The 19726-nt window shown below is 62.2% G+C and carries 16 protein-coding genes and 1 pseudogene; 9 read left to right on the top strand and 8 right to left on the bottom strand.

Translation table 11 applies throughout. The features are described from left to right. Positions 1 to 106: 106 nt before the first annotated feature. The gene (locus AB5975_22005) at positions 107 to 988 is read right to left on the bottom strand and encodes a LysR substrate-binding domain-containing protein (GenBank protein XDR19199.1); all 882 of its coding nucleotides are present in this window, start codon (positions 986 to 988) and stop codon (positions 107 to 109) included. 44 nt (positions 989 to 1032) lie between these two features. Further along, positions 1033 to 2823 carry a gamma-glutamyltransferase gene (gene ggt, locus AB5975_22000; GenBank protein ID XDR19198.1) on the bottom strand — a complete coding sequence of 597 codons (1791 nt, stop codon included), beginning with the start codon at positions 2821 to 2823 and terminating at the stop codon, positions 1033 to 1035. Positions 2824 to 2939: 116 nt separating this feature from the next. Between ggt and AB5975_21995 the strand changes: the two genes are divergently transcribed. Beyond that, entirely contained in the window at positions 2940 to 3593 is a 654-nt protein-coding gene (locus tag AB5975_21995) for an ankyrin repeat domain-containing protein (GenBank protein XDR19197.1), read from the top strand. A 43-nt stretch (positions 3594 to 3636) separates the two neighbouring features. On the opposite strand, the gene pobA is transcribed toward AB5975_21995, so the two are convergent. Next, a complete protein-coding gene (gene pobA / locus AB5975_21990) occupies positions 3637 to 4824 on the bottom strand; it encodes a 4-hydroxybenzoate 3-monooxygenase (protein ID XDR19196.1) in 1188 nt (395 codons plus the stop codon). Positions 4825 to 4997: 173 nt separating this feature from the next. On the opposite strand from pobA, the gene AB5975_21985 reads away from it, so the two are divergent. From AB5975_21985 to AB5975_21975, 3 genes are all read left to right on the top strand, one after another. Then, a complete protein-coding gene (locus AB5975_21985; GenBank protein ID XDR19195.1) occupies positions 4998 to 5876 on the top strand; it encodes a helix-turn-helix domain-containing protein in 879 nt (292 codons plus the stop codon). Positions 5877 to 5949: 73 nt separating this feature from the next. Further along, entirely contained in the window at positions 5950 to 6348 is a 399-nt protein-coding gene (locus AB5975_21980; protein XDR19194.1) for a MerR family DNA-binding transcriptional regulator, read from the top strand. A gap of 19 nt (positions 6349 to 6367) precedes the next feature. Next, on the top strand, positions 6368 to 7267 hold the full coding sequence (locus AB5975_21975; protein ID XDR19193.1) for a hydroxymethylglutaryl-CoA lyase: 900 nt from the start codon (positions 6368 to 6370) through the stop codon (positions 7265 to 7267). Positions 7268 to 7798: 531 nt separating this feature from the next. Here the strand turns inward: AB5975_21975 and AB5975_21970 are convergent. After that, positions 7799 to 8317 carry an MgtC/SapB family protein gene (locus tag AB5975_21970; protein ID XDR19192.1) on the bottom strand — a complete coding sequence of 173 codons (519 nt, stop codon included), beginning with the start codon at positions 8315 to 8317 and terminating at the stop codon, positions 7799 to 7801. Between the two features lie 138 nt (positions 8318 to 8455). On the opposite strand from AB5975_21970, the gene AB5975_21965 reads away from it, so the two are divergent. From AB5975_21965 to AB5975_21945, 5 genes and pseudogenes are all read left to right on the top strand, one after another. Continuing rightward, positions 8456 to 8695 carry a DUF3203 family protein gene (locus tag AB5975_21965; protein ID XDR19191.1) on the top strand — a complete coding sequence of 80 codons (240 nt, stop codon included), beginning with the start codon at positions 8456 to 8458 and terminating at the stop codon, positions 8693 to 8695. 121 nt (positions 8696 to 8816) lie between these two features. Then, positions 8817 to 10220, top strand: coding sequence for a cytochrome c oxidase accessory protein CcoG (gene ccoG, locus AB5975_21960; protein XDR19190.1), 1404 nt, complete (start codon positions 8817 to 8819; stop codon positions 10218 to 10220). A 50-nt stretch (positions 10221 to 10270) separates the two neighbouring features. Further along, positions 10271 to 11679: pseudogene (gene mapR / locus AB5975_21955) on the top strand (GntR family transcriptional regulator MpaR). Positions 11680 to 11736: 57 nt separating this feature from the next. Beyond that, complete coding sequence (locus AB5975_21950) at positions 11737 to 13392, top strand: ATP-binding protein (GenBank protein XDR19189.1); 1656 nt, start codon at positions 11737 to 11739, stop codon at positions 13390 to 13392. A 64-nt stretch (positions 13393 to 13456) separates the two neighbouring features. Next, the gene (locus AB5975_21945; protein XDR19188.1) at positions 13457 to 15523 is read left to right on the top strand and encodes a PAS domain-containing protein; all 2067 of its coding nucleotides are present in this window, start codon (positions 13457 to 13459) and stop codon (positions 15521 to 15523) included. 9 nt (positions 15524 to 15532) lie between these two features. Here the strand turns inward: AB5975_21945 and AB5975_21940 are convergent, their stop codons facing one another. The 4 genes from AB5975_21940 to AB5975_21925 form a co-directional block, all read right to left on the bottom strand. After that, a complete protein-coding gene (locus AB5975_21940) occupies positions 15533 to 16279 on the bottom strand; it encodes an SDR family oxidoreductase (protein ID XDR19187.1) in 747 nt (248 codons plus the stop codon). 71 nt (positions 16280 to 16350) lie between these two features. Continuing rightward, positions 16351 to 16548: a hypothetical protein gene (locus AB5975_21935; protein XDR19186.1), complete on the bottom strand. Its 198-nt coding sequence runs from the start codon at positions 16546 to 16548 to the stop codon at positions 16351 to 16353. Positions 16549 to 16984: 436 nt separating this feature from the next. Next, positions 16985 to 18520 carry a DHA2 family efflux MFS transporter permease subunit gene (locus AB5975_21930; protein ID XDR19185.1) on the bottom strand — a complete coding sequence of 512 codons (1536 nt, stop codon included), beginning with the start codon at positions 18518 to 18520 and terminating at the stop codon, positions 16985 to 16987. After that, positions 18517 to 19704 (bottom strand): HlyD family efflux transporter periplasmic adaptor subunit, encoded by a 1188-nt coding sequence (locus AB5975_21925; GenBank protein ID XDR19184.1) that lies wholly within the window; start codon positions 19702 to 19704, stop codon positions 18517 to 18519. The genes AB5975_21930 and AB5975_21925 overlap by 4 nt, the downstream gene beginning before the upstream one ends. Between the last annotated feature and the right edge of the window lie 22 nt (positions 19705 to 19726).

The following is a 19726-nucleotide window of genomic DNA, read 5'->3' as shown; positions in this document are numbered from 1 at the left end:
GGCCCCAGCAACTTGTGCACCACCGCTGAAATTCTGGGGCTGCTTTGCAGCCCTTTCGCGACACAAGGCCGCTCCTACAGCGACCGCGTCAGATCGTCAGGCCGCGTCAGATGCCACCACCTGCCAATAGCTGCGTCATCACCTCGGCCAACGCCTTGACCATCACATCTGCCGTCGGCCGGTGGACGATGACGATCTCATAGCTGTCGACCTCCGGCAGCCCTTGCCCTGCCCCCAGCACCCGGTGCTCACCAGTGGCCGCCCTTGGTGGCAGCAGGCTCACGCCCATGCCATCGGCGACCGCGGCCTGGATGCCACTGAGGCTGGAACTGGTGAAGCTGATACGCCAGCGTCGGCCCATGCCTTCGATCGCGTTGATCATGTCTTCGCGGTACAGGCCGCGTGGCGGGAAGGTCACCAGCGGGATCGGGTCGAGCTCGAAGGCGGGCGTACGCGCGCTGTCGATCCATTGCAGGCGCTCTGGCCAGCAGGCCACGCCCTCGCGGGTGTTGCGCCGCTGCTTGAGCAGCACCAGGTCAAGTTCACCATTGTCGTAGGCCTGGCTGAGGTCCCGGCACAAGCCACTGGTCACTTCCAGCTTCACCTGTGGCTGCAGCCGGCTGAAGGCCGACAACGCATTGGTGGTACGCCCGCCAACGAAGTCCTCGGGCACGCCAAGGCGCACGGTGGTACCCACCATCGCCCCGGCCAGGGCCTCGAGCATCTGGTCGTTCAGCGCCAGCATGTGCCGGGCATAGCCGAGCAGGGTTTGCCCGGCATCGGTCGGTAGCACATCACGGTTGCCGCGTACCAGTAGGCGGTGGCCGACCATGTCTTCCAGGCGGCGCACCTTCTGGCTGATCGTCGACTGGGTCGAATGCAGGCGCGCGGCAGCGGTGGTGAAGCTGCCGCAATCGGCCACCACGACAATGGCGCGCAGCAGGTCGAGGTCGAACAGAGCCCTATTCGATTTCACGCTGATAGACATCTTGGTATTCAACTACTGAATGGCGAACCTGCGTTCTATCACGGCTAGTCGCCAAGGGCCACACCTTCCCGCCGAGGGTCGGCACCACCTGACCAACCCTCGCCACTGCGCTGAATGATCTGCATGCCGCTGGTCATGGTCATCGGTGTCACGTCGTGTCCCCAGGCCGCCAACTGGCGGATCAGCGACGGGCTGGCCAGCCCTGCTTCCACTTCGGTACCCGCATTGCGGCTGCCGAAGTTGGGCAGGCCGGCGGCCTGCTGCGGGTCGAGCTGCCAATCCAGCAGGCCGACCAGCGCCTTGTTCACGTAACCAATGATCTGAGAACCGCCCGGCGAGCCGAGGCTGGCCACAAGCTCGCCAGAGGCACGCGAGAACACCAAGGTCGGCGCCATGGCCGACAGTGGCCGCTTGCCCGGCTGCACCCGGTTGGCCACCGGCTTGCCGTGCTCTTGGGGGGTGAAGGAAAAGTCGGTCAGGTGATTGTTGAGCAGGAAGCCTTTGACCATCAGGTGCGAACCGAATGCGGCCTCCACCGAGCTGGTCATGGCCAAGGCCTGCCCACTGTCATCCACGGCACTGAGGTGCGACGTGGAAATGCGCAATGGCGAGCGGTCAGGCGCCAGGGCCAGGTCCGCGCCTTGCGGCCGGCCCGGCAGTGCACGCTTCATGCTGTATTCACCGATCAAGGCGGCGCGGCTGGCCAGGTAGGCGGGATCGGTCAGGGCCTTGACCGGGACCGGCACATAGTCGCTGTCAGCCAGGTACTGGGCGCGGTCGGCATAGGCCAGGCGTTCGGCCTCGGCAATCAGATGCACGGCCAGTGGCGGTGCCTCCAGCCGGGCCGGGGACGAGGTGGCCAGCGGACGCAGCGCTGCCAGGTCGCGCTGGGGCGCAGCGTGTTGCACGGCTTCGAGCATGCCCAAGGTCTGCAGCACCGTCACCCCGCCCGACGATGGCGGCGGCATGCCGCATATTCGCCAGGCTTTGTAAGGGCCACACACCGGCTCGCGCTCCTTGGCCTGATACTGCTGCAAGTCCTGCAGCGACAGGTAACCCGCATTGGCATGGCTGCGCACCTTGGCCACAATGGCTTCGGCAATTTCACCGCTGTAGAACGCCTCGGGGCCTTCTGCCGCGATCCGCTCGAAGGTGTAGGCCAACTCAGGGTTTCGCAGTGTTGTGCCCACTGCCAGCGGCTTGCCCTGTTCATCCAGAAAATAGCGAGCCATTGCGGGTGAACGGCCAATGTAGGGGTCCCCGGCCAGCAACGTGTGCAGGCGCTCGGAAACCGCGAAACCGTTGCGTGCCAGGGCAATGGCCGGGGCGAACAGGTCGCGCCAAGGCAGCTTACCGTGTTGATCGTGGGCCAGTTTCAAGGCACGTAGCACCCCTGGCACGCCGACCGAACGGCCACCAATCTGCGCTGCCCGGAACGGCATCGGTGTACCGTCGGCTTGCAGGAACAGCTTCTCTGTCACCGCCGCCGGCGCAGCCTCGCGACCGTCGAATGCCTGTACGCGCCTGCCGTCCCAATACAAGATGAACGCCCCGCCGCCAATGCCACTGGACTGGGGTTCGACCAGGGTCAGCACCATCTGCATGGCGATGGCAGCGTCAATCGCACTGCCCCCGGCACGCAATATCGCCCGCCCCGCTTCACTGGCCAGCGGGTTGGCGGCAGCGGCCATGTGCCGGCTGGCGTGCACCGGCTGCAGCCCGCTGCGGTAACCAGAGGCCAGCTCCGGTGGTGCGGGCAGCACCTGGTCGGCACAGGCCCAGCCACTGGCAGCCACCAGGCACAGAGCGCTCATCAGCGGCGTAGAAAATTTCATCGTCTTGCTTCCTGCCTTCAACTATTCAGCCAGGCACTGTCGGTCATGCGCAAAGTTAACTTCAAGCCTTGCCGCGATTTTTCTAGGATGTAGCCAGGTCGATAAGGAGCCCGCCCATGCGTTTATCAATTGCCGCGACGCTGTTTGCCCTGTGCACCAGCCTTGCCACCCACGCCGAGACCCGCACTGTGGACAACCGCCTGCACAACGCCGCCCGCCACGATGACGTGCGCACTTTGCAACAATTGCTGGGGCAAGGTGCCCGGCTGGACAGCCGTGATGAGCAAGGGCGCACTGCCCTGCTGGTGGCGACCCACGGCAACCAGCTGGCGGCGGCGAAAGCCCTGATCGAAGCCGGGGCCGATGTGAATGCCAAGGACAACATCGACGACAGCCCCTACCTGTATGCTGGCGCCCGGGGCCTGAACGACATCCTGCGGCTGACCCTGCGCCACGGGGCGGACCTCAAGAGCACCAATCGTTACGGCGGCACCGCGCTGATTCCGGCTGCCGAGCGCGGGCATGTCGAGACCGTGCAAATGTTGATTGATGCCGGCGTTGACGTGAACCACCTTAACCGGCTGCACTGGACCGCGCTTATGGAGGCCGTGGTGCTGGGCGATGGCGGGCCGCGGCATGTGGAGGTCGTGCGGCGGTTGCTGGCGGCCGGGGCGGATCGGCAGATTGCCGACAAGGACGGGGTGACCGCGCTGGAGCATGCGCGGCAGCGGGGGTATCGGCAGATGGAGATGCTGCTGGCCCGCGAGTAAAGCTTGGCGTTGAAATGCTGGGGCGCAAAGCGCCCCTTAGAAATCACACCACTTCTTCGAACGGCAGCCCCACATAGTTCTCGGCAATGTTCACCAGCCCCGCTGGCGAGGTCAGGAAATACTCGCGGTCAGCCTCCTGCATCTTCTGGTCCCAGGCATCCTTGTGGCTACCGAAGTCATGCAGCAGCTGGGTCATGAACCAGCTGAAGCGCTCGCCTTTCCATACCCGGCGCAAGGCCAGCGGCGAGTACTGCTGCAACAGGTCGGTGCGCCCTTCGCGGTATACCTTGAGCAGAATGCGGTACAGGTAGTTGACGTCCGAAGCGGCCAGGTTAAGGCCTTTGGCGCCGGTAGGCGGGACGATGTGCGCGGCGTCACCCACCAGGAACAAGTGGCCATACTGCATCGGCTCCACCACCAGGCTGCGCAGTGGCGCAATGCTTTTTTCCAGGGCTGGGCCCGTAACCAGGTCTGCCGCTACGTCGGCTGGCAAACGGGCTTTCAGCTCGTCCCAGAAACGCTCGTCAGACCATGCTTCGACCCGGTCCTGCAAAGGTACCTGCAGGTAGTAGCGGCTGCGGGTTTGCGAGCGTTGGCTGCACAACGCGAAACCTCGCTCGTGGTGGGCATAGATCAACTCGTGGTTGACCGGTGGGGTGTCCGACAGCAGGCCCAGCCAGCCAAACGGGTAAACCCGCTCGTACTGTTTCAGCACGCCCTCGGGAATGCTTTGCCGAGAGACGCCGTGGAAGCCGTCACAGCCGGCGATATAGTCACAGTCCACCCGATGCACCTGGCCGTCTTTTTCGAAGGTGAGATACGGCTTCTCGCCCTTCAGTTCGTGCGGCTGGACATTGCTGGCTGAATAGATGATTGGCGCGTCGTTGGCTTCACGGGCCTGCATAAGATCACGGGTGACTTCGGTCTGCCCATAGACCATCACCGTCTTGCCACCGGTGAGGGCCTTGAGGTCCAGGCGTTGGCGGCGCCCGCCAACCAGCAGCTCGACACCTTCGTGCACCAGGCCCTCGCGGTCCATGCGTTCTGAGACTCCGGCTTCGCGCAACAGGTCGACAGTACCTTGCTCCAGCACCCCGGCGCGGATGCGACCAAGGACATATTCGGCCGTCTGGCGTTCGAGGATGACGTTATCGATACCGGCCTTGTGCAGCAGCTGGCCCAGCAGCAGGCCCGATGGACCTGCACCAATAATTGCAACCTGAGTTTTCATTGTTGTTGTCTCTTGTTCGGACGATGCCGGCCCAGGACTGGCAGTGGGCCCGCATCTGCTGTTAGGGTTTGCCCTTGCATTTTTACTGGCAAAAAACGCCAGTTAACTGTGCTATTCCATGCAAAACCTGCACTTTTACAAAAAACGTTCGATTAACGGACAGGTCAGCCCAGATGAAATCCACCCTCCCCGGCGTCCCGTTGTTCAAGCTGTATGGCGAAAACCAGGCGTGGCCCGGCACTGACCTGATGCATTGCGAATCGATCCCGGCACGCAGCCGCCTGCATCACTGGGAGATCAAGCCGCACCAGCATGCCGAGCTGTTCCAATTGCTGTATGTGCAGCGCGGCCAGGCCCAGGTGGAGATCGAGGGGGTGCGCAGTGCCATCGATGAGGCGGCGATCCAGGTGGTACCGCCGATGACCGTGCATGGCTTTCGCTTCAGCGCCGATATCCAGGGCTACGTGCTGACCTTCGGCACTGCGCTGGTAGCGAATCTGGAACAACGCCTGGGTGCGCCACTGACCGTGCTGGCACAACCTGCCTGTTACCCGCTGGGGCATGAGCGCGTGCACCTGCGCAGCCTGATCGACACCCTGCATCAGGAGTACCAAGGCAATGCCCCGGCGCGCGCGGCAATGCTTGAAGCATTGGTTACCGCGCTTATGGTATGGATCAGCCGCCGCCAACAGTTGGGGCAAGCGCCACGTAACCGCGATGAGCGTGACCGCCTGTTGCTGGGGCAGTATTTGCGCCTGGTTGAAGCGCATTATCGCGAGCATCTGTCGGTAGAGGATTTTGCCGCGCGGCTGAATGTACCGAGCTTGCAGCTTAACCAGCTGTGCCGGGCGCTCAGTGGCCAGACTGCGCTGCAGGTTGTGCACCAGCGTTTGTTGCTGGAGGCTCGGCGTAACCTGATTTACACGCGGATGAGCATCGGGCAGTTATCGGATAGCCTGGGGTTCACCGACCCGACTTACTTTGCGCGGTGGTTCAAGCGTTTGAGCGGGCAGACGCCCAATGGATATCGGCGATCGGGGCAGCCTGACTGATTTGCAGCCGCCTGCTTGACGTATACGTCAACCTGCCTTCAGGATAGCCGCATACCCCACGCCGAGCCCCAGCATGAGCACCCAGACCTACAGCATCTCCGACCTGTCCCGCGAGCTGGACATCACCACCCGCGCGATTCGCTTCTACGAGGAACAGGGCCTGTTGAGCCCAGAGCGCCGTGGCCTGGAGCGTATCTACTCGCCGCGCGACAAGGTCAGCCTGAAGCTCATCCTGCGCGGCAAGCGCATCGGCTTTTCTTTGGCCGAGTGCCGCGAGCTGATCGAGCTGTACGACCCCACCAGCGGCAACCTCAAGCAGCTCAACAGCATGCTGGCGAAAATCGCCGAGCGTCGCGCCCAGCTGGAGCAGCAGATGCTCGACATTCACCAGATGCAACTGGAACTGGACACCGCCCAGGAGCGCTGCGAACAAGCCCTGGCCGCCACCCTGAACAACAAAGACAACCGCTGAACGCCATAGGAAACCCGCCATGTCCTTGCCCAAACACGTCCGCCTGGTCGAAGTAGGCCCCCGCGACGGCCTGCAGAACGAAGCCCAGCCCATCAGTGTCGCCGACAAGGTGCGACTGGTTGACGACCTCACCGAAGCAGGCCTGGCCTACATCGAAGTGGGCAGTTTCGTCTCGCCCAAGTGGGTGCCGCAGATGGCCGGCTCTGCCGAGGTGTTCGCCGGCATTCAGCAACGCCCAGGCGTGATCTATGCAGCGCTGGCGCCGAACCTGCGCGGCTTCGAGGACGCCCTGGCTGCCGGGGTGAAAGAAGTGGCGGTTTTCGCTGCGGCCTCCGAAGCGTTCTCGCAGCGCAACATCAATTGCTCGATCAGTGACAGCCTCAAACGCTTCGAGCCCATCATGGAGGCTGCGCGCAGCCATGGTGTGCGCGTGCGTGGGTATGTGTCGTGCGTGCTCGGCTGCCCTTATGAGGGCAAGGTCAGTGCCGAGCAGGTGGCCCCGGTGGCTCGCGCCCTGCACGACATGGGCTGCTACGAGGTCTCGCTGGGCGACACCATCGGTACCGGCACCGCCGGCGACACCCGCCGCCTGTTCGAGGTGGTCTCGGCGCAAGTACCGCGCGAGCAACTGGCCGGGCACTTCCATGACACTTATGGTCAGGCCCTGGCCAACGTCTATGCCAGCCTGCTTGAAGGCATCAGCGTGTTCGACAGCTCGGTGGCCGGGTTGGGCGGTTGCCCTTACGCCAAGGGCGCTACCGGCAACATCGCCAGTGAAGACGTGGTGTACCTGCTGCAAGGGCTGGGTATTGAAACCGGCATCGACCTGGGCCGGCTGATCGCCGCCGGCCAGCGCATCAGCAGCGTGCTGGGCCGCGACAACGGGTCGCGGGTAGCACGGGCGCGCAGCGCGCAATAAGTCACACGGGTGTCACATACGTGTGGGTGAAGTGTTACCGCCCCCACGTTTCACAGCAAAAAATCGGGTAACAGGGAAACAAATCGACAAAATTTCAGGCCAAGCGGTTTTGACGAAAAAAGCTAAGTGCTTGATTTTAAAGGGTTTGTAAAAGTTGGCACGCACCCTGCTATATCTTCGGTACAACAACAAAAAAAATGTGACACCCAATAAAAACAACAGGTAACGGCTCTGACATAACAAGAACAACACGGCAGAGGCGTAGCAAGCAGATTTTTTTGGAGTCGACACGCTTTTCAGGGGTACGCCCCGCGGTCTGGCACAGAACAATAAAACTACCTCAAGGTAGCAGCAGCCAGGTTCGGATCAGCCATGATGAAAGCAGGTCAGCGCTCAAAAAAATACGTTTGCTCTTGACCCCGCATGGGGGTCGCCCGCAACACCAGGACAAGCCGACAAAAACAACAATAGGCCGGTCCCAATAATAAAAAAGAGCAGGCAACAACGCTTTGAGGGGAGCTTCGGCTCCCCTCAGTGCTTCCTGCCCTCTTCCTCCTTCTGCTTCTCCTCATCCTGCCCTTCGACCTTCTCTACCAGTAACGGCATCGTGCCCAGCACCAACAGGGCCAGTACCGTGCTGATCAGTGCCGTGGCTTCGCGGCCCATGCCAGCTGCTGTACCGATGGCTGCTGTCATCCACAACCCGGCAGCAGTAGTCAGGCCTTTCACATGGCTGGTGTCCTGGCCGTTACCCTTGAGGATGGTGCCCGCCCCCAGAAAGCCGATCCCGGCGACGATGCCCTGGATCACCCGGCTCAACGCTTGCTCGTCAGCCCCGGCCATACTGGGTGCCAGCACGAACAAGGCGGCCCCCAGCGAGACCAGCATATGGGTACGCACCCCGGCAGACTTGCCTTTGTGTTCACGCTCGAATCCCAGCACGGCACCAAGTACCGCAGCCATCAGCAGGCGCACAAGGATTTGTGTAACCTCGCGCTCATCGGTGACATCGGCGAACTCGGCCTGGATTGCTTGCCAGATGACGTCCATCGCGGTGGTGCCCCTGCCTGAACATCGTGCTTGCATGGTTGACCTCTGCACACAGGGCAAAGTGCCGCTCAGCCTGCCGATGCAGCAACCAGCCCCAAACCGCGGTCCACCCTGTAACCCCCCCAGGAGGACCACCCCATGCCCATTGAAGTCGACGAAACCACGCGCCGTTGCACACTGATCGGCGAAGACCTGCGCATCGAAGGTGAAGGCCCTGATATCGAAATCATCACCGACGAACAGTTGCATATGTCGGTGGCCCTGCTTGCGGGCCAGCGTGTGCCGATCACTGAAGCCGAGGCCGACGCACTCACCGTGGCGGGTGCGGTGGATAGCCGCAGGCATCTGAAGGCTAGCGTGCCAGGCTCGGTAATCTAAGGCCTGGCGGGGCCAAGCGGTAAATCTGATATGGTTTTTATCGCAAAACCTGAACCTGTGCTGATAACAGGTTCAAGGCCATAGTGCTCATGCCTGATCGAGGCCTGATGAGCACCGAGCCATGAACGATAGAATCCCTTTTACAGAGATCGCCACCGCCCCAGCCAGCCCCCAACCGCGACGCACCGACAGCGGCATCCATACCCGCAGCTTCACCGGGCTGTACCGCAACCTGCGCATCGGCTTTGCCGGCGCCCTGTTCGTGCTGTTCTTCGGCACCGCCTGGCTGAACTGGAACGGCCGCCAGGCCGTGCTGTGGGACCTGGGTAACAGTAAATTCCATATCTTCGGCGCCACGTTCTGGCCACAGGACTTCATCCTGCTGTCAGCGCTGCTGATCATCTGCGCCTTTGGCTTGTTTGCCATCACCGTCTATGCCGGGCGGGTATGGTGCGGTTACAGCTGCCCACAAAGTACCTGGACCTGGCTGTTCATGTGGTGCGAAAAGGTGACCGAGGGTGACCGTAACCAACGCATCAAGCTGGCCGCCGCGCCCTGGAGCCTGAACAAACTGGCGCGCCGCACGCTCAAGCACAGCCTGTGGCTGGCCATTGGCGTAGTCACCGGGCTGACCTTCGTCGGTTACTTCACCCCGATCCGGCCACTGGCTGCAGAGCTGTTCACCCTGCAACTGGGTGGCGTGGCGTTGTTCTGGGTTCTGTTCTTCACGGCCGCCACCTACATCAACGCCGGCCTGCTGCGCGATGCCGTGTGCCTGCATATGTGCCCGTATGCGCGCTTTCAGAGCGTGATGTTCGACAAGGACACCCTGGCAGTCGCCTATGACCCGCGTCGTGGCGAAACCCGTGGCCCCCGCAAGAAAGGCAGTGACGTTCAAGCTCAGGGCTTGGGCGACTGCATCGATTGCACCTTGTGCGTGCAGGTGTGCCCCACCGGCATCGACATTCGCGATGGCTTGCAGATGGCCTGCATCGGTTGCGCCGCGTGCATAGACGCCTGTGACGGGGTGATGGACAAGATGGGTTACGCCCGAGGCCTGATTGGCTACAAGTCCGAGCACAGCCTGCAAGGCGGTACCACTCACTGGCTACGCCCGCGCCTGCTGGGCTACGCCGCTGCACTGGTGGTGATGATCGGGGCGCTGGTGGTGGCCTTGCAGTTGCGCCCGATGGTGTCGCTGGATGTGATCAAGGACCGCGGCCTGTTCCGTGAAAACGCCCTGGGCCAGATCGAGAACATCTACCTGCTCAAGGTCATCAACAAGACCGAACGTACCCAGCATTATGAGCTGCGCCTGGTGGACGCCGACGGCTTTGCCTTGCAGGGCAACACCGCATTGGTCATCCCTGCGGGTGAAATGAGCGAATTGCCGGTGTCGGTGGCGATGCTCGCCGAACGCCCGACCAGCAGCTCGCAGACGCTGAGTTTTGAAATCAGCGAACGTGACGACCCCGCTATCCGTAGCGTGGCGCACAGTCGCTTCGTCGCCCCCATGAACCGTTGATCCCTTACACTGACACCACCTTGCCTGCCAGGCTTCGACAGAAGGCCAGAATGAAACGCTACGAACGCTTCGCCGACGACATTGCCGAACTGATTCGCTCCGGGGTGCTGGGCCCCGGCCAGCGCGTGCCTTCGGTGCGCTACGCCAGCCAGACCCACGGGGTCAGCCCGTCTACTGTGTTCCAGGCCTATTACCTGCTGGAGCGGCGCGGGTTGATTCGCGCCCGGCCGCGCTCCGGGTATTTCGTCAACGCCCACGCTCCGCGCCAGTTCAGCGAGCCGCAGGCGCTGCAGCCGGTCAGCGAGTCTACCGACGTGGACGTCAGCGCGTTGGTGTTCTCCATCCTCGACTCGATCAAAGACCCCAACACCATACCGTTCGGCTCGGCCTTCCCCAGCCCCAGCTGTTCCCCCTGCAACGCTTGTCGCGCTCGCTGGCCAGCGCCAGCCGCAGCATGGACCCGCGCATGGTGGTGACGGACCTGTCGCCGGGCAACCCGCAGCTGCGCCGGCAAATCGCACTGCGTTACATGGTCGGCGGGCTGATGTTGCCCATGGAAGAGCTGCTGATCACCAACGGTGCGCTGGAAGCCTTGAACCTGTGCCTGCAGGCAGTGACCCAGCCGGGTGACCTGGTCGCGATCGAAGCCCCCGCCTTCTATGCCTGCCTGCAGGTGCTGGAGCGGCTCAAGCTCAAGGCCGTGGAGATTCCGGTGCACCCGCGCGAGGGCATGGACCTGGGGGTACTTGCGCAAACCCTGGAGAAGCACCCGGTTAAAGCCGTGTGGTGCATGACCAACTTCCAGAACCCGGTGGGTGCGAGCATGCCAGAAGCCAAGAAGCAGGCTTTGGTTGAGTTGCTGACACGCCATCAGGTGCCGTTGATCGAAGACGACGTCTATGCCGAGCTGTACTACTCGCAACAGGCGCCCAAGCCAGCCAAGGCTTTCGACACCCAAGGCCTGGTCATGCACTGCGGTTCGTTCGCCAAAAGCCTGGCACCGGGCTATCGCATTGGCTGGGTGGCCGCCGGGCGCTTTGCGCAGAAGATCGAACGGCTGAAACTGATGACTTCGTTGTGTGCCTCGATGCCGGCCCAGGCGGCCATCGCCGACTACCTGCAACACGGCGGCTACGACCGCCACCTGCGCAAACTGCGCTACGCCCTGGAAGGCCAGCAGGCCAACATGCTGGCGGCCATCGCGCGCCACTTCCCGGCGCAGACGCGGGTCAGCCAGCCCTCTGGCGGCTACTTCCTATGGCTGGAACTGCCCGAGCAAATGGACGCCCTCAAGCTGTTCCACATGGCCTTGGCGCAAGGGATCAGTATCGCTCCCGGGCCAATCTTTTCACCCACCCGGCGCTTCGGCAACTGCATCCGCCTGAACTACGGCAGCCCCTGGCACGACGGTGCCGAGCGGGCCATGGAAACCCTTGGGCGGATCATTCGCTCGTTTTGATAGCGACTGGCCCGAGGGGCGACTATAGTTGCTCGATCCGTTCATCGGGCCCTCGCCATGCAACCAGACGCGCCTCCGTCGATTATCCAGTTGCAAGCGCGTGTCGCAGAGCTGGAGGCGCGCCTGGCAGAGCGCGAAGACACCTCACAAGCACACATCAAGCTGCTGGGCGAACTGCTCGACAGCAGCCTGGCCAATGTATTCGCTGCCGACCGCAAGATGCGCCTGGTGGCCATCAACCGTACGGCACGCGAAACCTTCGAACGTTACCGAGGTTTCGTACCGCAGATTGGCGACCACGTATCGCAGTTTCTGACCAACCAACCCGACATCATGGACCGTCTGGCCCCAGTATGGCCGCGCGTAATGGCCGGCGAAGCGTTCATCGACACCATCACCCTCGGGCCCGTTGACGCACCACGCCATTACGAAATCCGTTGCCACCCGTTGCTCGATATTCAGCAACGCATCCAGGGCGGCTACATGTTCGCCTATGACATCACCGAGCGCACGGCCGAACAGCAACGCCTGCGCCAGGCCGAGGAAGCGTTGCGTCAGTCGCAAAAAATGGAAGCGGTCGGCCAGTTGACCGGTGGTATTGCCCACGACTTCAATAACCTGCTGGGCAGCCTGCTAGGTGCGCTGGAACTGGCCGAGCAGCGCTTGCGCGAACAACGCCACGCCGACACCGCGCGCATGCTGGAACTTTGCCGCAACACCACGATACGCGCCGCCACGCAGGTACAGCGCCTACTGGCCTTCTCGCGCCAGCAAACGCTGATGCCGCAACCCATCGATGTGCAGTGCTTGGTTGCCGGTATGCAAGACTTGATCGCCAGTTCTACCGGTCCTCACATTGATTTCCACGACCAGACATTGGCCGGACTGTGGCAGATTCGCATCGATCCGCAGCAACTGGAAAATGCCTTGCTGAACCTGTGCATCAATGCCCGAGATGCCATGCCCTTGGGCGGTATCCTCAGCATCTCGTGTGCAAACAGTGACCTTGCTGTGGCCGAGGCCGGGCAACTGGACCTGCCCGCAGGGCGGTATTTGCACATTCGCGTCACCGATACCGGCATGGGCATGTCCAACGAAGTGATGCAGCGAGCCCTTGAACCCTTCTTCACCACCAAACCGCTCGGACAAGGTACCGGCCTGGGGCTGTCCATGGTCTATGGCTTCGTCCGCCAGTCCGGCGGGCAGTTGCAGATCGAAAGCGTGGCTGGGCAAGGCACGTGCATTCACCTGTATTTTCCTCAGGAAGAGTACATCAGTGCCGACAACCCACCTGTGCCAGCCACAACCTGTGTTGTGCTTTCCGCCCCCCGTGTGCAGCGGGTCATGCTAGTGGAGGACCAGTCCGCCATGCGCTTGGTGCTCGTCGAAGTACTGACTGAACTTGGCCATGAAGTACAGGCTTTCGACGTTGGCCGCCCGGCACTTGAGGCGCTGCATGCGGGCCCGCTACCGGACTTGCTCATCACAGATGTCGGCCTACCCGGAGGTATCGACGGTTATCAGCTGGCAGAGGCGTTTCAAGGGTTTCAGGCCAACGCCCCGGTATTGCTGATCACCGGCTATGACGCTGCCGAGCTCCCGCCCAGTACCCGTCCCGACAGCCGCACCGAGCTGCTGTCCAAACCGTTCGACCTGCAGAGCTTCTGCAGTCGGGTAAACCGCTTGCTGGGTATTGCGCCGCCGCAACGCTGATCGTCTATCCGCCAGCAGGTGAACACGTTAAAGTTTGCTTCTCCTCTTTTTGTCGGACAACGGCATGCCCTCCCGCGACCTGCTCTCCCTGCGTCAACAAGTCGAAGCTCTGCAACGGCAGAACGCACTATTGGAAGCACGTCTTGCCAGCCTTCAAGACCATGATCAGGGCTTTTACCGGTCGTTGTTCGACACCATGGACGAAGGCTTTTGCATCATCGAATTCTTCGACGGCCCGCACGGTCCGTTGAGTGACTATGTGCATGTGCTGGCCAACGCGGCCTACGCCAAGCACGCTGGTATTCCCAACGTGGTCGGGCAGAAGCTGCGCGAGATGGTGCCTGACGAGGCCGATGACTGGGTGGCGCGCTATGGCGCTGTACTTCGTACCGGCGACCCCCTGCACTTCGAGCAGGAGCTGGTCGCCACCGGCCATGTGCTATCAGTAACCACTTTTCGCGTAGAGCCAGCCGAAAAGCGTCAGGTAGCCGTGTTGTTCAAGGACGTGACCGAACGCCGGCGTGCGGAGCAAGCCCTGCAGCGCCTGAACGAAGAGCTCGAGCAACGCGTGAACACGGCACTGGCAGAGCGACGCTTGTTTGCAGAGTTGGTCGACCACAGTGTGGTCAATGTGCATGTGCTCGACAACGACATGCGCTGGCTGGCCATCAACCGCCAGGCCAAGCTTGATTTCCAGCTGCTGTTTGGGAAAACCCCGGAAATCGGCGATTGCCTGACAGATCTGATAGATGATGGGCTTCACGGTCAGGCGCTGAACCTGACCTTGTGGAAGCGCGCCCTGGCGGGTGAGCAGTTCGTAGAAGTCGGCACCTTCGGCAAGGAGCCCCTGGCGCGCCATTACGAGCTGCGCTTCAACGCCCTGCGCGACCATGAAGGAGAAATACAAGGGGCCTTTCTGTTCGCCTACGACATCACTGAGCGGGTGCAAGAGCAGGATCGCTTGGCCAAGGCCGAAGAAGCCCTTCGTCAAGCGCAGAAGATGGAAGCCGTGGGCCAGCTCAGCGGCGGCATCGCCCACGACTTCAACAACTTGCTGGGCGGCATACTCGGCGCTCAGGAACTGATGCGCCAACGCCTGGACCAATCACGCTTCGACGCCCTGGAGCCGTTGCTGGAGCTGTCCAGCGGCTCGGCGCAGCTGGCCTCTTCGCTGGTGCACCGGCTGCTGGCGTTCTCCCGCCAGCAGACCCTGCAACCCTGCTCCACGCAGGTGGCCACATTGGTGGCCGGCATGGAAGAGTTGCTGCGCCGCACCATAGGCCCGGAAATTACCCTGAACAGCCAGTTCGCCAGCCAGCTGTGGCCGACCTTCATCGACCCGCCACAACTGGAAAGTGCCCTGCTCAACATTTGCATCAACGCCCGCGACGCCATGCCTGCGGGTGGTTTGATCGACATCATCGGCGACAACCTGCAAATTGACGAAGCGCAGGCCCAGGCATTGGAGATACCTGCCGGCGAGTACGTGCGGCTAAGCATCGTCGACAACGGTAAAGGCATGTCGGCCGAAGTGGCGGAGCGCGCAGTCGACCCGTTTTTCACCACAAAACCTATCGGCCAGGGCACCGGCCTGGGGTTGTCGATGACTTACGGCTTCGTGCGCCAATCGGGAGGGCAATTGCGCGTGTTGTCCGTACTTGGTGAAGGTACACGAATCGAGCTGCTGTTCCCACGACACCATGAGCAACCCAAAGCCCCAGCGCCCAAGGCCCGCGACACGCGACTTGAAAAAAGCAGCACGGCGGCACGGCGAATCCTGCTGATCGAGGACCAGGCGGCCTTGCGCATGGTGGTCGGCGAAGTGCTGGAGGAGCTGGGCTACCAGGTGGACGCTTTCGAGAATGGCCCGACTGCCCTCGCCCACCTGCAACGTGGCGAACGGCCAGACCTGCTGCTGAGCGATATCGGCCTGCCGGGCGGCCTGAATGGTCGCCAGGTGGCCGAACGCTGCCGTGAGCGCTACCCAGACATCAAAGTGTTGTTCATCACTGGCTACGACGAAAGCGCGGCGCTCAGCGACGGCCAGTTGCTGCAAGGTACATTGGTGCTGACCAAGCCGTTCGAGCTGGAAGTGCTGGCCGAGCGGGTACGAGAACTGCTGGAGGATTGACGGGCGCGTTCAGCGCCCGCCGCTCAGGTCGATGAAACTACCGGTGGAATAGGATGCTTTGTCCGAGAGCAGCCAGAGGATGGCCTCGGCCACTTCCTCGGGGCGTCCACCGCGGCCCATGGGCAAGCCGGGTTCGAGCTTGCTGACGCGATCCGGGTCACCGGACAGCGCATGGAAACCGGTGTGGATATAGCCCGGTCGTACGCCATTGACCCGTACGCCCTCGCCTGCCACCTCTTTGGCCAGGCCGATGGTGAAGGTATCGAGCGCGCCCTTGGAGGCTGCATAGTCGACATATTCATTGGGTGAACCAAGCCGTGCGGCCACCGACGACACGTTGACGATGGCCCCGCCCTGCCCGCCATGCCGGTGCGCCATGCGCAGCAAGGCGTGCTTGGCGCAGAGCATGGGGCCGACGACGTTGGTCTTCATGATCTTGAGCAGGCGGAACTCGGACATTTCCTCAACGCGGCTTTGCTGGCCGATGGTACCGGCGTTGTTGACCAATGCGGTGACCGGGCCGAGTTCTTCGTCGACGCGCTGGAACAGTTGGATGATTTCATCCTCGACGCTGGCGTCGGCGCGCACGGCAATGGCCTCGGCGCCCAGGGCGCGTACCTGGCCGAGGATGTTTTGCGCAGCCTGGTCGTCGGTGTGGTAATTGATGCAGATGCGGTAGCCGTGACGGGCGGCCAGCAACGCCGTGGCGGCGCCGATACCGCGGCTGCCGCCGGTGATGACGATGACGTTCTCCATGAATGTGCCAATCGTTTGGGGAAGGGAGGATCGACAATAGGCGAAAAGGCGACGTAGGGGAATGACCAAGGTCAGCTCCCACCTCCGGTTCCCACCCCACTCCGGCTCTTGATCTTGCTCTTGCTCTTGCTCTTGCTCTTGCTCTTGCTCTTGCTCTTGATCTTGCTCTTGCTCTTGCTCTTGCTCTTGCTCTTGATCTTGATCTTGATCTTGATCTTCGCGACTTCAGGAGGCCGAACGTAGGCCTTGCGGAGGGAGGTGACGGGCATGGATGCCCGTCAAGCGCTGGGCCCCAGGATGGGGCCTGCAGCGCGGTCCTCCCGGGAGCAAGGCCGGAGTGAGGGGACCCCGGAGCGCAGCGTAGGGGCCGGATGATGGGAGCGCAGCGTTTTTTGGTTACTTTTTGTCGCGTTTGACAAAAAGTGACTCGCCGTAAGGGCGAAAAGGTGAGTCAGTGTCGCCATCGCAAACGGACTGTGCGCCGGGTCAAAACAGACAAACTCTGCTTCTTGCTTCTTGGATGTGGGCCTTCACACCGAGTAAACATTCATTCACGCAGATCGTCGCCTGGACTATCACGCGCTTAGAAGCAAACGCCGAAGCAAGAGCAAGAGCAAGAGCAAGAGCAAGAGCAAGAGCAAGAGCAAGAGCAAGAGCAAGAGCAAGAGCAAGAGCAAGAGCGTTTGAATCTAATCGTGTACGTGCTCAATGCCCAGCCGACGCCGGCCCCGCCTTGGCCGTAAACGGTGGCTTGGCAAACCACACCAACAGAATCAACCCAGCAAACACCCAGGTCATCAAAGTGAAGTAGTCCACCGTGGACATCATGTAAGCCTGCCCATTGAGTATCTGCTCCAGTTGCGCATAGCTCTGCGGGCTGGCCCCACCCAACTGCTCAAGTGTATGCCGCGTCGCCGGGTCGAACTGGCTGATGTTCTCGCTCAGGTAGGCATGATGCTGGTCCGCCCGCCGAATCCAGATCCACGTCGTCAACGAAGCCGCAAAACTCCCGCCCAAGGTACGCAGGAACGTCGCCAGCCCAGAACCATCGGCAATCTGGTGCGGCGGCAGGTCGGACAGCAGAATGCTCAAGGTCGGCATGAAGAACAACGCCACCCCAATACCCATGAACAACTGCACCAAGGCCACATGCTGGAAGTCCACTTCACTGGTGAACCCCGCGCGCATGTAACAACTGGTACCGATCGCCAGGAACGCCAGCCCCGCCAGCACCCGCAAGTCGAACCGGTGCGCATACTTGCCCACGAAAGGCGACATGATCACCGGCAGCAAGCCAATCGGCGCCACCGCCAGGCCCGCCCAGGTCGCGGTGTAGCCCATCTGCGTCTGCAACCACTGCGGCAGGATCAGGTTGATACCGAAGAACCCGGCATACCCCCCGACCAGCACGATGGTGCCGACGCGGAAGTTTCGATGCACGAACAAACGTAGATTGACCACCGGGTGGCGGTCGGTCAGCTCCCAGATCACGAACACCGCCAGAAACACCACCGAGATCAGGCTGCCGACGATGATGAAGGATGACTCGAACCAGTCCAGGTCGTTGCCTTTATCCAACACCACCTGCAAGGCGCCGACGCCGATGATCAGCGTGAGCAGGCCGATGTAGTCCATCGGTTGACGACTGGTGACCACCGGCCGCGTACGCATCTGCTGACGCACCACCGCGGCAGCGAACAGGCCGATCGGCACGTTGATGAAGAAGATCCACGGCCAACTGTAGCTATCAGTGATCCAGCCACCCAGAATTGGCCCGGCAATCGGCGCCACCACCGTGACCATCGCCAGTAATGCCAGGGCCATCCCCCGTTTCGCCGGGGGATAAACAGCAATCAGCAGCGTCTGGGTCATCGGGTACAACGGCCCGGCGACCACACCCTGCAGCACACGAAACCCGACCAGCTCGGGCATCGACTGGGCGATACCGCACAGGAACGAAGCCAGCACGAACAGCAGTGTGGCCCAGATGAACAGTTTCACCTCACCAAAGCGGCGGCTCAGCCAGCCAGTCAACGGCAAGGCGATGGCGTTGCTCACCGCGAACGAAGTGATAACCCAGGTACCCTGCTCATAGCTCACCCCCAGGTTGCCGGAAATGGTCGGCAAGGCCACGTTGGCGATGGTGGTGTCGAGCACCTGCATGAACGTCGCCAGCGACAGGCCGATGGTGGTCAGCAGCAGGCTTGGCGGCGTGAACTGGGCAGCGGCGTTGTTGCTCATCGCTGCGCCGTCTTGCCGGGAGCGCTGTTTTCGTGAATCAGCTGAGCAATCAGGTTATCGGCTTCGACCAGCTGGCGGTCATACACCTGGGTGGTGTAACTGGCCTGCTGCGGTGGCTGCTGGGCCAGGGTCGGGCCGCTCTGGTCGTGCAGGTCGACTTCCACCACGGTGGACAGGCCGATCCGCAGCGGGTGGTCCTTGAGCTGGTCGGGGCTGAGGTGGATACGCACGGGTACACGCTGGACGATCTTGATCCAGTTACCGGTGGCGTTCTGCGCCGGCAGCAAGGCAAAGGCACTGCCAGTACCCGCGCCAAGGCTGTCGACCGTGCCGCTGTACTTGACCTCGCTGCCGTACAGGTCAGCGCTGATTTCCACGGGCTGGCCAATGCGCATGTCACGCAGCTGGGTTTCCTTGAAGTTGGCGTCGATCCACACCTGGTCCAGCGGGATTACCGCCATGGTCGCGGTGCCCGGCTGCAGGCGCTGGCCCAGCTGCACGGTGCGCTTGGCGACATAGCCGGTGACCGGCGCAACCAGGGTGGTGCGGGCGTGGTCGAGGTAGGCCTGGCGCAAGTCGGCTGCGGCAGCCATCACCTCGGGGTGCGAGGACACCACGGTGTCGTCGACCAGCGCGCTGCTGGTGCTGAGTTGCTGGCGTGCACTGTTGACGGCGGCCTGGGCCACGCTCAAGTCGTCGCGGGCATGGGACAGCTCTTCTGCGGCAATCGCACCGCTGTCGGCCAGCACCTTGCGCCGGTTGAAGTCCTGCTGCGCCTTGCGCAGTTCGGCCTGGCGCGTTTCCAGCTGGGCCTTGAGCGAGTCGACGTTGCTGTACAGCCCGCGGACCTGGCGCACACTGCGCGCCAGCTTGGCTTCGGCGGACTGCAAGGCCACCTCGCTGTCGGCTGGGTCGAATTGCAGCAACACCTGGCCGGCATGGACCAGGTCGCCGTCATCGGCTCCGATGCTGGTCACAGTGCCGGTGACCAGTGGGGTGATTTCCACGACGTTGCCATTGACGTAGGCATCGTCGGTGCTTTCGTGCCAGCGGCCGACCAGGCTGTACCAGGCCCACGTGCCGATACCACCAAGTATCAGCAGCAACAGCAGGCCAAGCAGCCAGGCCTTGCGCTTGCGCGAGGGCTCGGCGGAGGGAGTCGGGGTGTCTGCGGGAGTGGCCATGACAATACCTTGGATAATTCGT

It is taken from the genome of Pseudomonas putida, from assembly GCA_041071465.1.
GTDB lineage: Bacteria > Pseudomonadota > Gammaproteobacteria > Pseudomonadales > Pseudomonadaceae > Aquipseudomonas > Aquipseudomonas putida_P.
This window is presented reverse-complemented; position numbering and strand designations above follow the sequence as displayed.

What these genes read in the sequence shown, in the direction of transcription:
- AB5975_21970 (XDR19192.1), bottom strand. Translation starts at nt 8,317, where the DNA reads ATGGACGTCATCTGGCAAGCAATCCAGGCCGAGTTCGCCGATGTCACC.
- ccoG (XDR19190.1), top strand. Translation starts at nt 8,817, where the DNA reads ATGAACGATAGAATCCCTTTTACAGAGATCGCCACCGCCCCAGCCAGC.
- AB5975_21995 (XDR19197.1), top strand. Translation starts at nt 2,940, where the DNA reads ATGCGTTTATCAATTGCCGCGACGCTGTTTGCCCTGTGCACCAGCCTT.
- AB5975_21965 (XDR19191.1), top strand. Translation starts at nt 8,456, where the DNA reads ATGCCCATTGAAGTCGACGAAACCACGCGCCGTTGCACACTGATCGGC.
- AB5975_21925 (XDR19184.1), bottom strand. Translation starts at nt 19,704, where the DNA reads ATGGCCACTCCCGCAGACACCCCGACTCCCTCCGCCGAGCCCTCGCGC.
- AB5975_21975 (XDR19193.1), top strand. Translation starts at nt 6,368, where the DNA reads ATGTCCTTGCCCAAACACGTCCGCCTGGTCGAAGTAGGCCCCCGCGAC.
- AB5975_21950 (XDR19189.1), top strand. Translation starts at nt 11,737, where the DNA reads ATGCAACCAGACGCGCCTCCGTCGATTATCCAGTTGCAAGCGCGTGTC.
- AB5975_21985 (XDR19195.1), top strand. Translation starts at nt 4,998, where the DNA reads ATGAAATCCACCCTCCCCGGCGTCCCGTTGTTCAAGCTGTATGGCGAA.
- AB5975_21935 (XDR19186.1), bottom strand. Translation starts at nt 16,548, where the DNA reads ATGCCCGTCACCTCCCTCCGCAAGGCCTACGTTCGGCCTCCTGAAGTC.
- AB5975_21980 (XDR19194.1), top strand. Translation starts at nt 5,950, where the DNA reads ATGAGCACCCAGACCTACAGCATCTCCGACCTGTCCCGCGAGCTGGAC.
- AB5975_21940 (XDR19187.1), bottom strand. Translation starts at nt 16,279, where the DNA reads ATGGAGAACGTCATCGTCATCACCGGCGGCAGCCGCGGTATCGGCGCC.
- AB5975_21945 (XDR19188.1), top strand. Translation starts at nt 13,457, where the DNA reads ATGCCCTCCCGCGACCTGCTCTCCCTGCGTCAACAAGTCGAAGCTCTG.
- AB5975_21930 (XDR19185.1), bottom strand. Translation starts at nt 18,520, where the DNA reads ATGAGCAACAACGCCGCTGCCCAGTTCACGCCGCCAAGCCTGCTGCTG.
- ggt (XDR19198.1), bottom strand. Translation starts at nt 2,823, where the DNA reads ATGAAATTTTCTACGCCGCTGATGAGCGCTCTGTGCCTGGTGGCTGCC.
- pobA (XDR19196.1), bottom strand. Translation starts at nt 4,824, where the DNA reads ATGAAAACTCAGGTTGCAATTATTGGTGCAGGTCCATCGGGCCTGCTG.
- AB5975_22005 (XDR19199.1), bottom strand. Translation starts at nt 988, where the DNA reads ATGTCTATCAGCGTGAAATCGAATAGGGCTCTGTTCGACCTCGACCTG.